Source organism: Puia sp., assembly GCF_035546395.1.
GTDB lineage: Bacteria > Bacteroidota > Bacteroidia > Chitinophagales > Chitinophagaceae > Puia.
This window is the reverse complement of sequence record NZ_DASZXR010000019.1, coordinates 287,398-300,999: the sequence shown is the minus strand read 5'-3', so window position 1 is coordinate 300,999 and position 13,602 is coordinate 287,398. Positions and strand designations below refer to the sequence as shown.

Annotated in this window: 14 protein-coding genes; 3 read left to right on the top strand and 11 right to left on the bottom strand. The window is 55.8% G+C overall.

All coding sequences use genetic code 11. The features are described from left to right. Positions 1–6: 6 nt before the first annotated feature. The 5 genes from VHE34_RS27625 to purD form a co-directional block, all read right to left on the bottom strand. Complete coding sequence (locus VHE34_RS27625; RefSeq protein ID WP_325594099.1) at positions 7–540, bottom strand: rod shape-determining protein MreD; 534 nt, start codon at positions 538–540, stop codon at positions 7–9. Next, the gene (gene mreC / locus VHE34_RS27620; RefSeq protein ID WP_325594097.1) at positions 537–1,388 is read right to left on the bottom strand and encodes a rod shape-determining protein MreC; all 852 of its coding nucleotides are present in this window, start codon (positions 1,386–1,388) and stop codon (positions 537–539) included. The genes VHE34_RS27625 and mreC overlap by 4 nt, the downstream gene beginning before the upstream one ends. Positions 1,389–1,409: 21 nt before the next feature. After that, positions 1,410–2,435: a rod shape-determining protein gene (locus tag VHE34_RS27615; protein WP_188933768.1), complete on the bottom strand. Its 1,026-nt coding sequence runs from the start codon at positions 2,433–2,435 to the stop codon at positions 1,410–1,412. Positions 2,436–2,738: 303 nt separating this feature from the next. Further along, positions 2,739–3,746, bottom strand: a complete 1,008-nt coding sequence (locus tag VHE34_RS27610) for a tryptophan 2,3-dioxygenase (protein WP_325594092.1) — start codon at positions 3,744–3,746, stop codon at positions 2,739–2,741. A 3-nt stretch (positions 3,747–3,749) separates the two neighbouring features. Next, positions 3,750–5,033, bottom strand: coding sequence for a phosphoribosylamine--glycine ligase (gene purD, locus VHE34_RS27605; protein ID WP_325594090.1), 1,284 nt, complete (start codon positions 5,031–5,033; stop codon positions 3,750–3,752). Positions 5,034–5,087: 54 nt separating this feature from the next. On the opposite strand from purD, the gene VHE34_RS27600 reads away from it, so the two are divergent. Then, positions 5,088–6,767 carry a peptide MFS transporter gene (locus tag VHE34_RS27600; RefSeq protein WP_325594088.1) on the top strand — a complete coding sequence of 560 codons (1,680 nt, stop codon included), beginning with the start codon at positions 5,088–5,090 and terminating at the stop codon, positions 6,765–6,767. A 26-nt stretch (positions 6,768–6,793) separates the two neighbouring features. Continuing rightward, positions 6,794–8,854, top strand: a complete 2,061-nt coding sequence (locus VHE34_RS27595; RefSeq protein ID WP_325594086.1) for an OPT family oligopeptide transporter — start codon at positions 6,794–6,796, stop codon at positions 8,852–8,854. A 5-nt stretch (positions 8,855–8,859) separates the two neighbouring features. Here the strand turns inward: VHE34_RS27595 and VHE34_RS27590 are convergent, their stop codons facing one another. Both VHE34_RS27590 and apaG read right to left on the bottom strand, forming a co-directional pair. Continuing rightward, positions 8,860–9,234: a hypothetical protein gene (locus tag VHE34_RS27590; protein ID WP_325594084.1), complete on the bottom strand. Its 375-nt coding sequence runs from the start codon at positions 9,232–9,234 to the stop codon at positions 8,860–8,862. Positions 9,235–9,327: 93 nt separating this feature from the next. Beyond that, positions 9,328–9,714: a Co2+/Mg2+ efflux protein ApaG gene (apaG, locus tag VHE34_RS27585; protein ID WP_325594082.1), complete on the bottom strand. Its 387-nt coding sequence runs from the start codon at positions 9,712–9,714 to the stop codon at positions 9,328–9,330. A 134-nt stretch (positions 9,715–9,848) separates the two neighbouring features. Between apaG and VHE34_RS27580 the strand changes: the two genes are divergently transcribed. Further along, positions 9,849–11,300 (top strand): NADP-dependent isocitrate dehydrogenase, encoded by a 1,452-nt coding sequence (locus tag VHE34_RS27580; protein WP_325594080.1) that lies wholly within the window; start codon positions 9,849–9,851, stop codon positions 11,298–11,300. A gap of 53 nt (positions 11,301–11,353) precedes the next feature. Here VHE34_RS27580 and VHE34_RS27575 read toward each other — a convergent pair whose 3' ends face one another. The 4 genes from VHE34_RS27575 to VHE34_RS27560 all read right to left on the bottom strand — a co-directional run bounded on the left by VHE34_RS27575 (position 11,354) and on the right by VHE34_RS27560 (position 13,401). Beyond that, the gene (locus tag VHE34_RS27575; RefSeq protein ID WP_325594078.1) at positions 11,354–11,569 is read right to left on the bottom strand and encodes a hypothetical protein; all 216 of its coding nucleotides are present in this window, start codon (positions 11,567–11,569) and stop codon (positions 11,354–11,356) included. A 1-nt stretch (position 11,570) separates the two neighbouring features. Further along, positions 11,571–11,909 (bottom strand): translation initiation factor, encoded by a 339-nt coding sequence (locus VHE34_RS27570; RefSeq protein WP_325594076.1) that lies wholly within the window; start codon positions 11,907–11,909, stop codon positions 11,571–11,573. Between the two features lie 30 nt (positions 11,910–11,939). Further along, complete coding sequence (gene nadC, locus VHE34_RS27565; RefSeq protein WP_325594074.1) at positions 11,940–12,797, bottom strand: carboxylating nicotinate-nucleotide diphosphorylase; 858 nt, start codon at positions 12,795–12,797, stop codon at positions 11,940–11,942. Between the two features lie 214 nt (positions 12,798–13,011). Further along, positions 13,012–13,401 carry a DUF4783 domain-containing protein gene (locus VHE34_RS27560; RefSeq protein ID WP_325594072.1) on the bottom strand — a complete coding sequence of 130 codons (390 nt, stop codon included), beginning with the start codon at positions 13,399–13,401 and terminating at the stop codon, positions 13,012–13,014. Positions 13,402–13,602 lie beyond the last annotated feature (201 nt).

The following is a 13,602-nucleotide window of genomic DNA, read 5'->3' as shown; positions in this document are numbered from 1 at the left end:
CTTCGATTAGATCGTATTGGTCCTGAACTTTTGTTTCCGGAAGAAAAGGAGCTCGGTCAACAGGATCAGCACAAGGCTGACGGCGGAGGAGGCGATCACCGTTCCGAGGAAGAACATGAGACTGCCGAACTGGAGCCATTGCAGCAGGACGAGGTAGGAATGGTGCAGGAGGGTCAGTACGAGCACATAGGTGGCGTAAGGCGCCCAGCCCATGCTGACGATGGAAGGAGAGATATAGTTCTTGTCGGCGCCTTCCTGGGAGATCAGCAACCCAATAACGAAGGGGCGGACGTAGGCGATGAGTGTGCAGGCGGCGGCGTGGAGGCCGGGGGTCTTGGTAAAATAGTCGAGGCAGAGTCCGAAAAAGAAGCCGATGAAGGTGAGGGAGGTCCTTGACAGGCTGAACGGCAGCCAGAGAATAAAGAGGTAGTACAGGTAGGGGGCGATGAAACGGTGCAGGGGCGGCATCTTGAAAAGGATGAACACCTGTACCAGGATGAAGAGGATAAACCGGATCGTATTTTTCAGCAGCTCGCTCATTGGTTCTTTTTGCGGGTCGAATCCTCCAGCATTTTTTGTTCGTCGGCCTGAAGGTTATCAATCACATATACATATTCGATATTGCTGAAATTGGTGGCCGTTTTTACTTTCAGCGTGTAAAAAGAGGAGGAGTTGTCGGGGATGATCTCGGCGATGGTGCCTACCATCAGGTTTGCGGGAAAGATCTTGGAAAGCTGCGTTGTCAGGACCGTATCGCCTTTTTCGACCTTCGCGCTCTTTGGAATATTTTTTAGCGTTACGTACAGGGGGCTTACGCCGTCCCATTCTATGGTACCTGTCTCATTGCTGCGCTTTAGCTTGGCCACGTGTCTGAACTGGTAGTGGAGCATGCTTTGGACGGTGGCGAAGTTCTTGCTGACGTTGACGACGGAACCGACGATACCCTGGGGTCCGGTGACCCCCATATTGGGTCGGACGCCCTGGTCGAAGCCACGGTGGATGGTGAGGTAGTTGGCCTGCAGGGTCGTGGAATTGTTGACCACTTTCGCCTCCATGAGCATGTATTTGATCACGGTATGGGAATCCACCTTGAGGGTGTCATGGATCAGGCGGCGGGCGGAGTCGGGGGCTTCGAAATTCTCCTTGAGCTGCTGGCGAAGGCGGAGGTTTTCCTGAACGAGGGATTCGTTGGTCTTCTTTAGCTGGAAATAGTATTCGATGTTATTGTACCGTTGGTAAAAACGGCCGGTGATCTCCGTACTGACATTGAGAAAGGCTGCTTCATGGAACTTGTTAAAGCGAAAAAGAAAGGACAGGGCGATTATCTGCAACACCAGGAAGAAGAGGAAGTTGAAATGCCTTCTGATGAAGAGAAATACGTTACGCATCGGCTCAGATGATTTATCGCATTACCTCATAACAAAAGGATACCGGTCGTAATTCTTCAGGGCGATGCCGGTACCGCGGACCACGCTTTTCAGGGGATCATCGGCTATATGCACGGGTAACTTTATCTTCTGGCTGAGGCGTTTGTCGAGGCCGCGCAGCAAGGCGCCTCCGCCGGTTAGATAAAGACCGCGGCGGTAGATATCGCCGGCCAGCTCAGGCGGCGTCGTTTCCAGGGCCTTGAGGATGGCTTCCTCTATCTTGAAGATGCTCTTATCGAGGGCTTCGGCGATCTCCTGGTAGGAGACCATGATCTGTTTGGGGATACCGGTGACCAGGTCACGGCCGTTGACGGGGATGTCATCCGGGGGGTTGTCGAGGTCTTTGAGGGCGGCGCCGATCTGGATCTTGATCTGTTCGGCGGTACGTTCGCCGATCAACAGGGAGTGATAGCGGCGGAGGGCTTCCATGATGTCGGCGGTGAATTCGTCGCCGGCGATCCGGATGGACTGGTCGCAGACGATACCGGCGAGGGCGATGACGGTGATACCGGTGGTTCCGCCACCGATGTCGATGATCATGTTGCCGACGGGTTCTTCTACGTCGATGCCGATACCCAGGGCGGCGGCCATCGGTTCGTGGATGAGGTATACTTCCTTCGCCCCGGCCTGCTCGGCGCTGTCGCGGACGGCTCTTTTCTCCACTTCGGTGATGCTGGAGGGGATGCAGATCATCATCCGCCAGCTGGGGGGGAACAGCGGTTTTTTGGGATAGATCATCTTGATCATCTCCCGTATCATGAGTTCGGCCGCGTTGAAGTCGGCGATAACGCCGTCTTTCAGGGGGCGAACGGTGCGAATGCTCTCGTGGGTTTTTTCGTGCATCATCAGGGCGCGTTTGCCGACGGCCAGCACGTTCTTGGGGTTATTGCGATCCAGAGCAACGATACTCGGTTCATTCACCACAATTTCATCGTTATGTATGATCAGGGTATTGGCGGTACCCAAGTCCATGGCTATTTCTTGCGTAAGGAAATTGAATAAGCCCATTTTAAAAGGTCGAGATTTGGCATACCGGTGATGGTTTCTACCAAAAGTACCCCATCCCCGGTGTGCGTTTTATGATGGGCCTTCGGCCAGCGAGCCTGCGGCTCGCCTGGATTTGCGGATATTGCCAGCAAAATTGAAGGAAATAATCTGAATTAACAAGGCGAAACGCTTGATTCGATGGATTATTTTCCCCATATAATGCGGTTAATCCAGAAACGACAAAACATTTGCTATCGTATCCGGCGGGTGTAATTATTATGTTTTCGCGGTCGCCTTTGACGTCTCAACTTGAAGCGCTGATGATCAGGCTCCGGTGTTTCCGGGGGCAAAGCCCAGCCGACGCTCCATCTCCGGCGGAAGTTCCGGTAGTCTTTTCCGTTGCAGCACGAAGCTGGTCAGCGCCGCGATCTCCCGGAAGAGATGATGGCGTTCGAGAGCGGAGGCGAGATAGTCCTTGCCGGTGCTGCCTCCCGTTCCGATGCGGCTGCCGATGGTCCGATGGACCATGCTCATATGGCGATAGCGCCAGGTGCTGAGCTGCTCGTCGATCTCCAGCAGCTGGTGCAGCACCTGGAACGGCAGCTGCAGCAATGGATAGCCGCGGTAGAGCATGATGAACAGTGCGGAGCGGCAGGCCGCGGACGACAGGCTTCTGTTGCCCTCGTTGCCGGAGAAGACCTCGTCAAAACCGTTGAGGTTTCCCTTCTCCCCTTCTGCCAGGCTGGCGGCATAGCGTCGGCGATAGTCGGTCCAGAAGGTGTCGGCGGCCGGTGGGTCGAAGAAAGGCATTCGCTCCAGCCAGGCATTCAGCAGCTGCAGGAGGGAAGGCGACTCTTCGGCGGCTTTTATCCGGTCGGCCTCTTCGGGCCGTAATTGGGAGAGATAGTATCCCTGTCCGAACCGGTTCTCATAGCGCAGTCCCAACCGCGCTTCCAGCAGCTTGAACTGAACGCTTTGGAAGCCCGAGGCGGGGCGCAGCAGGTCCCGGAAGTCCTGGAAGTCCATCGGGGTCATGGTCTCCATGATATCGATCTGGTGGACGAGCACTTTCAGGATCGTTGCGCAACGGGAAAGCCGGTGGACGATCGTTTGCAGCTCGGGGGAATTGTCGTTCAGCGCGGGCCGTCCAAAGATGGAGATCACTGAATCGACCTCATAGAGCAGCTGCCGGAACCATAGTTCATAGGCCTGGTGGATGACGATAAAGAGCATTTCGTCATGCGCGTGCATGCCCAGCCGGTCGCTCTCCAGATACTGGGCATTGAGGAGGGTGTCAAGGTGCAGGTAATCGCTGTAATGTACGTTGCTCATAGCTCATAGGAATTCGTAGCCGATGTCCCGCCGGTAATAGATGCCTTCGTAATAGATCTTTTCCAGTACCTCCCTTGAGTCATCCACGGCCTCATAGACGGTCTCGGCGAAGGAGGTTACGCAGAGGACCCGGCCGCCATTGGTGACGATGCTATCTCCTTCGGTCCGGGTGCCGGCGTGGAACACGATGCTGCCGCTGCGGGCGGGTGGCTGATCGAGTCCGGTGATAGGCAATCCTTTTTCATAGGCGCCCGGATAGCCGCCGCTAACCGCCACCACGGTACAGGCGATGCGATCGTCCGACACGATCTGCAGCTTGTCCAGCGTCTGATCGCGGACGGCCAAGAATAGTTCCACCAGATCGTTCTTCAGCCGGGGCATGACCACTTCGGTTTCCGGGTCGCCCATCCGGCAGTTGTATTCGATGACATAGGGGTCGTCGCCGACCTTGATAACCCCGATGAAAATAAAGCCTTTATAATCGATGTCCTCCGCCTCCAACCCCTTTACGGTGGGGATGATGATCCGGTCGGTCACTTTTTTCATGAAAGCAGCGTCGGCAAAGGGTACCGGGCTGACAGCGCCCATGCCGCCGGTATTGGGGCCGGTGTCGCCTTCCCCAATGCGTTTATAGTCTTTGGCCTCGGGAAGCGTCAGGAAATGTCTTCCATCGGTCAGGACGAACACCGACAGCTCGATGCCGGTCAGGAATTCTTCCACTACCACTTTGTTACCGGCCTCCCCGAACTTATTGCCCTGCAGCATCAACTCGAACTCGGCCACGGCCTCGATGGGGCTTTGGCAAATGATCACTCCCTTACCCGCGGCCAGGCCGTCGGCCTTGAGCACCACCGGAAGGGAATGTTGTTGCAGGTAACCGATCCCTTCCGCCAGCTCGGCCGCGCTGAATTCCCGATAGGTGGCGGTCGGGATGCTATGCCGAGCCATGAATTTCTTGGAAAAGGCCTTGCTACCCTCCAGCCTGGCCCCGCTGGCGGAGGGGCCGATGACCAGTATCTTCTTCAGGACAGGGTCGGCAGCAAAAAAGTCGGCGATGCCGCGGACCAGCGGTTCTTCGGGTCCAACCACCACCATCCCGATATCTTCCCGGGTACAAAACGTCTTCAAGCCTTCGAAATCCAGGGGATTCAGATCGACATTCTGGCCGCAGCGGGAGGTGCCGGCATTGCCCGGGGCGATGAACAGGCGGGTGCAATGGCTGCTTTGGGCCAGTTTCCACGCCAGCGCGTGTTCGCGACCGCCAGAGCCTAATAATAATATATGCATAGCGGCCCCGAAATTATGATTTCTCCGTACTTTACGTGCTAATTTTTTAGATGCATGAGTGAGATCAACGCCGGCAGACCCAGACACCCGAAAGCCCTTTACGTACTTGCGATGACCGAAATGTGGGAAAGATTTGCCTATTACCTGCTGGCGGGGATCCTGCTCCTTTACCTGAAAGACGACCAGACAGGGGGCAAGGGGATACGGCCGGATACGGCCGCCGATATCACCGGTACCTTCCTGGCCCTGATCTGGCTCCCGCTCTTCGTGGGCGGGATGATCGCCGACCGCTACCTGGGCTATATCAAATCCATCTTTATCGGGGGCATCCTGCTGGCGGCGGGTTATTTTGGACTCATGCTGCCGGGGAACACGGCCATGTATATTTCGCTTGGCCTGATCATCTGCGGCAATGGCTTCTTCAAGCCCAATATCAGTACTCTCCTGGGAAACATTTATAATAAGGAGGAGCTGAAACCGCTAAAGGACACCGCCTATAACATCTTCTATATGGGGATCAACACCGGCGCCCTCCTTTGCAACGTCGCCGCGGCCTATCTCCGTAACAAGTACAGCTGGGGCTATGCATTTGGCGCGGCAGGCGTCGGCATGATCATTGGGTTGATCCTCTTTGGGCTGAACCTGAAACATATCCGCCAGGGCGATATCCGCAAGCCGCCGCAGAAAGAGGATATGGGCCTGGGCAGCATCGCCGGTTATGTATTCCTTCCGGCCGCCATCGCTGCGGTGATCGGCTTTAAGGCGCCGACGGCCATCTTTGGCCATACCCTCATGGGAACTCAGTCGAGCGATGCCTTTATTTTCGCCTGCGTCCCGATCATCGGTTTTTTTATCTCCATCTGGATGAAGGCCAACAAGGAAGACAAACGCGGCATCGGCGCGCTGCTTTATATCTTTGCCGTCTCGGTCATCTTCTGGGCGCTGTATTACCAGATCTTTACAGGTTACACGCTTTGGACCGACAGATATACGGACCGGACGATCAACTCCCCCATCGTACGGAAAACTGCCGATTTTATGGGGCTGTTGCAGGAGGTGAATACCAGCCCCCGGAAGGTGGACTCCGTCAACGCCCGGCTGATGCCGGTGTCCGACGCCAGCGGGCGCGTCATCCAGACCCTGGGACCCGATCCTTACTTCCAAAATCTCCCAAAGGATAAGTGGCCGCCGGATGGGACAAGCCTGAAGATCGCCAACCCCGAGCTCTATACCTCTATCGTGCCTTTTTTTATCGTCACCCTGACGCCGTTATTGGTGGGCCTCCTCGCCTGGCTGCGAAAGCGCAAGCGGGAACCGACCACACCCGCCAAGTTCGGCATTGCGCTGTTCCTGTCGGGTATCTCTTCGTTGGTGATGTTCTTTGCGGTGCTGTCGATCGCTTCGATCTACCAGGATAAAGTGTCCCCGGCCTGGCTCTGGGGAACCTATTTCGTCATTTGCACCGCCGAGATCTTCCTCAGCCCGATGGGCCTGTCCATGGTCTCCAAACTGGCGCCGGCCCGTCTCACCTCCCTGCTAATGGGCGGCTGGTTCCTGACTATGTCCCTCGGCAGCAAATTTGCCGGGCTGATGGCCAGCAGCTGGGATAAGTTCCCCGACAAACGGACCTATTTCATCGTTTATTTCGTCGCCGGTATTCTTGGCTCGGCTATATTATTCAGCCGGATCAGAAGCCTGAACCGGGTCGTAAAGGAAAGAACAGGCGAAGCGTAATAACCAACCCTCTAAATCGTCTCCGCATGCCGGAAAAGAAATTTCAACCGTTCGTCAGCCCGGAAACCCAGATGAAGGAGTTTACGTTCAAGGCCGTGGCCATGGGCAGCATCTTTGGTATCGCCTTTGGCGCGGCCACCGTGTATCTCGCGTTGAACGCGGGGCTTACCGTCTCGGCCTCTATTCCCATCGCGGTGATGGCCATCACCATCGGCCGGAGGTTGTTCAAAACGACGGTGCTGGAGAACAATATCATCCAAACGACGGGCAGCGCGAGCGAGAGCATTGCGGCGGGGGTGGTGTTTACCCTGCCGGGTTTCCTTTTCCTGTCGACGGCAGACGCGGGGAACTATTTTAATTACGGGATCATCTTTATATTGTCCATTTTCGGCGGCATGCTGGGCACCCTGTTGATGATCCCCCTGCGCCGAAGTCTTATCGTAAAGGAACACGAGACCCTTCCCTATCCCGAGGGTACCGCCTGTGCCTCGGTGCTGAAGGCGGGAGAGAAGGGAGGAGACTTTGCCAGGGCGGCCTTCCAGGGGCTGGGCTTTGCCTTCGTGTATGCCATTTTGCAGAAGATGTTCCGCGTTATCGCCGGAACCCCGGTTTTCGACACGGTAAAGAGCAAGGTATATAATAAGATCTACCCATCGGCCCAGGTCTCGGCCGATATAACGCCCGAATATATGGGCGTTGGCTACATCATCGGTCCGAAGATCGCGGGAGTATTGTTTGCCGGGAGCGTGCTGAGCTGGCTGGTGTTCCATCCGCTGCTGGCTTCCCTTATCGATCCCGCGACCGTCGCCCAACAGCAGGTGAAGCTGGGTTTTTTGAAGGATCTCGGTACGAAGGGCGGCTTTGGCGGATGGGACCCGGTGACGCATAGTTTTGCCGATCCCGCATCGGCCATCTACCGGGCTTATATCCGGTTGATCGGCGCGGGTGCGGTCGCCATGGGCGGACTTATCACCCTGATCAAGACGATCCCGACGATAGTCACCTCGTTCAAGGAAAGTATCGGATCGGTCAAGGAAGCCGGATCGGAGAGCCGGATACGGACCGAGCGCGATCTTAGTCTGAAGGTGGTGGGCCTGGGGAGCCTGGCCCTCGTCATCCTCATCGGGTGTCTGCCGATCATTCCCGGCGACAACTTTTTCAGCCGCCTGCTGATCGGGTTGCTCATTTTGGTATTCGGCGCTTTCTTCGTGACGGTTGCTTCCCGCATCGTAGGCCTGATCGGCAGTTCCAACAGCCCCGTTTCAGGAATGACGATCGCCACGGTCATGGGCACCTGCCTGATCTTCCTGGCGGTAGGCTGGGGAGGTAAGGCTTATGAGGCGATGGCGCTGGTCGTCGGCGGAATGGTTTGCATCGCCGCATCCAATGCCGGCGGGACTTCCCAGGACCTGAAAACCGGTTACCTGGTGGGCGCCACCCCCCGCTACCAGCAGTTGGCCCTCTTTATCGGGGTCATCGTTTCGGCGCTTGCCGTCGGGGTTACGATCAAGATCCTCGATATCCCCAGCGCAGAGCTTGCGGCAAAGGGGATCCGGCATAATATCGGCACGGTCTATAATGCGCCGCAAGCCACGCTGATGGCCACGCTGATCAGGGGTATCCAGTCCAGGAGCCTCGACTGGAATTTCGTGTTGGCCGGGGCGGCCCTGGCCCTTGTAATGGAACTTTGCGGCGTCCGGTCCCTCAGTTTTGCTATCGGCGTCTACCTTCCGTTCTCTACCACGTTCCCCATTTTCCTTGGCGGTATGATCCGCGGAGGGGTGGACCGGGTGAAAAAGAAGCGGGGGGAACTCGTTCATGGCGCCGGGGAAGACCTCGAAAAGGGGAATCTGTTTGCCACCGGGCTTGTAGGAGGGGGCGCGCTGATGGGGGTGGTCTTCGCCTTCCTGCAGGTGCCGCAGTCGACCGTGAATTTTATGAAACGGATCAGCGTCGAAAAATGGCTGACCGAAGCGCTCAGCGAGAATGGGTATTACCTGCTTGGATTTGCCTTTTTTGCGGTGATGGGCTATGCGCTGTACCGGGCGGGCGTGGCTAAAGATGCGGGTCTGCCGGAGACCGAGTAAGAACCTTATAGCTTCCGGATCGTAGCGATATAGACACCGCGAAGGCCCATGGAATTGGGCTCGGTGTATCCGAGGTGGAATCGTTTGCCGACGTCGATCAGCCTCACGGCAACGGAGTCATTGACATCGGTATGTCTATAGGTGGAGGGGAGGTTGATCGGGATGACCACTTCCGAAGAGTTCAACCGGATATAGTAACCGAAGCCGTCTGCGGCCGGTTCGCCGCCATAACGGACATTAGCGGTCACTTCGGCAACGGTATCGTTGTTCCTTTTGCAACCCGGCTGGAAAGCGATGATCAGGAGCAGCAGGAGGCCTGGCAATTTTTTACTCACCCTCACAATTGATATTTCAAGGAGTTCGTGAATCTTCGATTTCATGGTAAGTCGTTCTTCTCCAATGACACGGAAAAGAAGCCAACCGTTGCGTAGGAAACGTTAAATCGGCGCCGGCCGGGCAGCCGGCCTTTTGGGCTAGTTCATCTTGAAGGGAACGATCATTTCGAAAATGGGAATATTTACCTCGAATGTTTTCTTGTTGTTTAGGTTCTCCATGGTATAGGAGCCATACATTTTGCCCATTTCGGTGCGTAGATTACAGCCACTAACATATTGGTAGCGTTCGCCGGGCTGCAGGATGGGCTGGACGCCGACGACCCCTTCGCCTTCCACTTCCCGGTAGCTGCCATTGCTGTCGAAGATGTGCCAGTGTCGTCGGTGCAGCTTAACCGAAAAATTGTTATGGTTTTCGATGGTGATGCGGTAGGCAAACATGTATTCGCCGGATATCGGGTTGGAATAATCCGGTTGGTAGAAGGTCTCGACGCTGACTTCCATGCCTTCTGAGATCTTGTTTGCCATCCGCTTTTTTTTCGTTTTTTTTTTATTACAAACAGGGCTTCGCCCTGTTTGCGACGCTCATGTCTGTGCCCAGGGGCACTAACCGACCTCCGGTCGGTTAAAGTTAATAAAAATCGGGCTAATTTTGGGAAATTATGAAGATAGCAGTAGCAAAAGGAGACGGTATTGGTCCGGAAATAATGGATGCAGTATTGACAATTTTCAACGCCGGCAAAGTGCCGTTGGAGTACACGTTCGTGGATATGGGCAAATGGGTGTTCGACAAAGGATTTTCCAATGGGATGACGCCGGAAGCCAAGCAAACGATCGAGGAGCTGGGCATCCTGTTCAAAGGGCCGATGGAGACGCCCAAGGGAAAAGGAGTCAAGAGTGTGAACGTCACAGCGCGCAAGACCTGGAATACCTATGCCAACAAGCGGGTCTTCCAGTCCCTGCACGGAGTGGACACCGTCTTTTCGAAGGCGGGCATTCCCATCGATATCACCATCGTCCGGGAGAATATCGAGGATACTTATGGCGGCATCGAGCACATGCTGACCCAGGATGTGGCGTTGAGCCGAAGATTTATCACCCGGCCGGGGAGCCTGCAGGTGATCAAGTATGCCTTCGAGATGGCGAAGAAGAACGGCGCGCGCCGGATCACCTGTGGTCATAAGGCGAATATCATGAAACTGACGGACGGGCTGTTCCTCGAATGTTTCCAGCAGGTGGCAAAAGAGTATCCCGAATTGAAGGCAGACGACATTATTGTCGACGACCTGGCGATGAAGCTGGTCGTTCGGCCGCAGGACTTCGACGTGGTGGTCCTCACCAATCTGCAGGGGGATATCATCTCAGATCTTTGTGCGGGGCTGGTGGGGGGTCTTGGGTTTGCGCCATCCGCCAATATCGGCGATCATATCGCGATCTTCGAGGCCGTACATGGAACGGCGCCGGACATTGCGGGAAAGAATATTGCCAATCCCACGGCCCTGTTGTTAAGCGGGATCGCGATGCTGCGGCACCTGGGACTGATGGAGAATGCCGCCGTCATCGAGAACGCGTTGCTGTATACACTGGAGCAGGGTGTGCATACGGGCGACTTTGGGGACAAGAGCACGCCGGCCCTGAACACTACGGCTTTTGCCGAAGCCATCATCGGCGCCTTTGGGAAGACGCCGGCGCATATGGCCCGGCCGTTGTTGCCCAATGCACCCGTTACGCAGACGGCGTTCAAGCTGAACCGTAATGAGATGATGGTTTCCGAGGAAACACAGGAGGAGATCATCGTCGGGGTGGACCTGTTCATCGAGAGCTCCGGGCAGCCCGAGTTCATCGCCAAGAAATGTCAGCGGCATGCGGGGGTGAAGTTCAATCTCATCAATATCAGCAACCGGGGAACGCAGGTGTGGCCGACGGGTTCTGTGTATACCAACCTGGTGAATCAGTACAATGTGCGGTTCGAGAGCATCGACGGCAGTCCGCTGACGCAGCAGGATGTGCTGGGGCTATATGTGAGTCTGAGCGGGGACTTTAAGATATGCTCTTCCGAGTTGTTGAATTCCTGGGGGGATAAGAAGGGGTATTCCCTGGCGCAGGGGCAGTAAGGCCCCTGTTGGACCCTGCCAGGCGCCGAAGGCGCCGGCACGGGGCAGCGGGCCTACAACTGGTGTTGGTTGTTCAACACATTTGACAAATGGACGAGCACGAGGACGCCGAAGAGGACAAAGAGGGCGAGCGTGATGAAATGGATGGTCAGCCATTTTTTTTCCGGTTCGGGTTGTTCTTTTGCCCGGCACCGCACGTATTGGAAGAAGGCGGCGATGGAGATGATGACGCTGATGATACCCGCGGCGATATAAAGGGGGAACAGCAACTCAGATGCGTTTTGTGGCGGTGAATCCCTTTGCGATGAGCCATTGAGTCATCTTATCGCGTTGGTCGCCCTGGACGAGGATCTCACCGTCCTTGACCGATCCGCCGGTGCCGCAATGGGTTTTCAGCTGGCGGCCCAGATCCTCCAGCTGGCCGGCGGGACCGATGAATCCTTCGACGAGGGTAACCGCCTTGCCTGCGCGCTGGCGGGTGTCGAGACGAACCTTCAGTCTTTGTTGTTTGGGCGGCAGGCTTTCCTGCGGAGTGCTTTCTTCCTCTATTTTGAAGTCGGGGTTGGTGGAGTAGACGATGCCGCTGCTGTTTGCTTTTTTCTTGCTCATGGCATTTGCAATTTTGATTTGGCCTTCGGTTTAAAGAATGACTGCTTTCAGGCTGAGATCGAGGCTTCTGGCCTGGTGGATCAACGCGCCGACGCTGACATAGTCCACCCCGGTACGGGCGAAGTCTTCGATGTTGTTCAGGTTGATGCCGCCGCTGGCCTCCGTTTCGAAGCGTTCGCCGATGAGGGAAAGCGCTTCGGCCAGCTGCCTGGGGGTAAAATTGTCGAGCATGATCCGATCTACCTTGCCGACCGCCAGCACCCGCTTTACTTCGTCGAGGTTTCGGGTCTCCACTTCGATCTTAAGGTGCAGCTTATGCGCCTGGCGATAGGCGCTGGCTTTTTCGATGGCGGCTTCGATGCCGCCGGCATAGTCGATATGATTGTCCTTCAAAAGGATCATGTCATAAAGACCGAAACGGTTATTGATGCCGCCGCCGATCCGGACCGCCTCTTTTTCCAGGAGCCGGAAGTTGGGGGTGGTTTTCCGGGTGTCGATGACGCGGGTCTTGTAGCGCTGGAGGCGATCGACATATTGGCGGGTGAGGGTGGCGATCCCGCTCATCCGCTGCATGCAGTTGAGGATGAGCCGTTCGCATTGCAGGATGGTATGTACGGTTGCTTCGGCGATGAAGGCCTCTTCGCCGTCCCGCATTCCGTCGCCGTCCTGTTTATAGGGGGTGAATTTGGCGCCCGGTTCTTTGATCTTCAGGATCTTCTCGGCTATTTCCATGCCGGCGAGGATGCCGTCCTGCTTGATATGGAGGACGGCCTTGCCCCGGGCATCGGGGGGGATACAGGATAGGGTGGTATGGTCGCCGCTGCCGATATCTTCTTTGAGGGCATTGGTTACCAGGAATTGCAGCTGCTCGTCGAATAGATTGGGCATGGGGCAAAAATACAAAAAAGGCCCACAGGGCCTTGCCCGAAGGGCCATCATTATCTGTTTTGCGCCATGACCGAGCGAAGCGAAGGTTACGACCGAGGAGGACCGTGGCGAAGCAGGTCCGACGAAGGCCTCTATATTTGGCTGGAGCCGAGGTGCAGAACAAAGGCCACGGCATTTGCGCCGCGGCCTTCCCTTGTTTACCGTCGAAAATATATTACCAGGCCTGGAATCGGATCTCCTGCAGGAGCTGTCTTTCGCCTTTTTGCTTGAGAAATAAGGTGGTGCGATAGTCGCCATTGCGGGTTTGCAGGACGCCTACACAAAATTCCGAACCGCTGCCATTGGGGGTCCGATGCTTGACCGTGAAGTTCTGCACTCCGTTGGTGGAGAAGAAGTCCCGAATGATCATTTCCGCCTGTATCTTGCTATAGCTGTCACTTTTTTCCGGAAGGGAGATGTCGACCCGGCTGTCCAGGTAGCGGGAGAGTTCGCCGGCATTACCGACCTTAAAAGCAGCAGTTATTTCGTCGAGCGTATACGTGGGGCGGAACGAAACCAGGACAAGCGAGATCGAGAGCACCGCCAACCCAAATATCCGTTTCATGTTAATAGAATATTAGTCGCCCTGCTTAATTCCAAAAACATGCCAAACTGCCAGAAGTGCGATAAAATGCCGCAAATAGGGTATTGTCACCGGCGAATGAATTAGATTTGCGGCACCGGCGAAACGCCGGTTTGGCCGAAGGCCGGACATTAACGGGGCTTGCGCAAGGGCCTATATTTCCCAATGGCCTGAACGCGGAAG

Excerpts from the sequence above, each read along its gene's own strand:
- VHE34_RS27625 (WP_325594099.1), bottom strand. The coding sequence starts at position 540 with ATGAGCGAGCTGCTGAAAAATACGATCCGGTTTATCCTCTTCATCCTG.
- mreC (WP_325594097.1), bottom strand. The coding sequence starts at position 1,388 with ATGCGTAACGTATTTCTCTTCATCAGAAGGCATTTCAACTTCCTCTTC.
- VHE34_RS27615 (WP_188933768.1), bottom strand. The coding sequence starts at position 2,435 with ATGGGCTTATTCAATTTCCTTACGCAAGAAATAGCCATGGACTTGGGT.
- VHE34_RS27610 (WP_325594092.1), bottom strand. The coding sequence starts at position 3,746 with ATGAGCAACGTACATTACAGCGATTACCTGCACCTTGACACCCTCCTC.
- purD (WP_325594090.1), bottom strand. The coding sequence starts at position 5,033 with ATGCATATATTATTATTAGGCTCTGGCGGTCGCGAACACGCGCTGGCG.
- VHE34_RS27600 (WP_325594088.1), top strand. The coding sequence starts at position 5,088 with ATGAGTGAGATCAACGCCGGCAGACCCAGACACCCGAAAGCCCTTTAC.
- VHE34_RS27595 (WP_325594086.1), top strand. The coding sequence starts at position 6,794 with ATGCCGGAAAAGAAATTTCAACCGTTCGTCAGCCCGGAAACCCAGATG.
- VHE34_RS27590 (WP_325594084.1), bottom strand. The coding sequence starts at position 9,234 with ATGAAATCGAAGATTCACGAACTCCTTGAAATATCAATTGTGAGGGTG.
- apaG (WP_325594082.1), bottom strand. The coding sequence starts at position 9,714 with ATGGCAAACAAGATCTCAGAAGGCATGGAAGTCAGCGTCGAGACCTTC.
- VHE34_RS27580 (WP_325594080.1), top strand. The coding sequence starts at position 9,849 with ATGAAGATAGCAGTAGCAAAAGGAGACGGTATTGGTCCGGAAATAATG.
- VHE34_RS27570 (WP_325594076.1), bottom strand. The coding sequence starts at position 11,909 with ATGAGCAAGAAAAAAGCAAACAGCAGCGGCATCGTCTACTCCACCAAC.
- nadC (WP_325594074.1), bottom strand. The coding sequence starts at position 12,797 with ATGCCCAATCTATTCGACGAGCAGCTGCAATTCCTGGTAACCAATGCC.
- VHE34_RS27560 (WP_325594072.1), bottom strand. The coding sequence starts at position 13,401 with ATGAAACGGATATTTGGGTTGGCGGTGCTCTCGATCTCGCTTGTCCTG.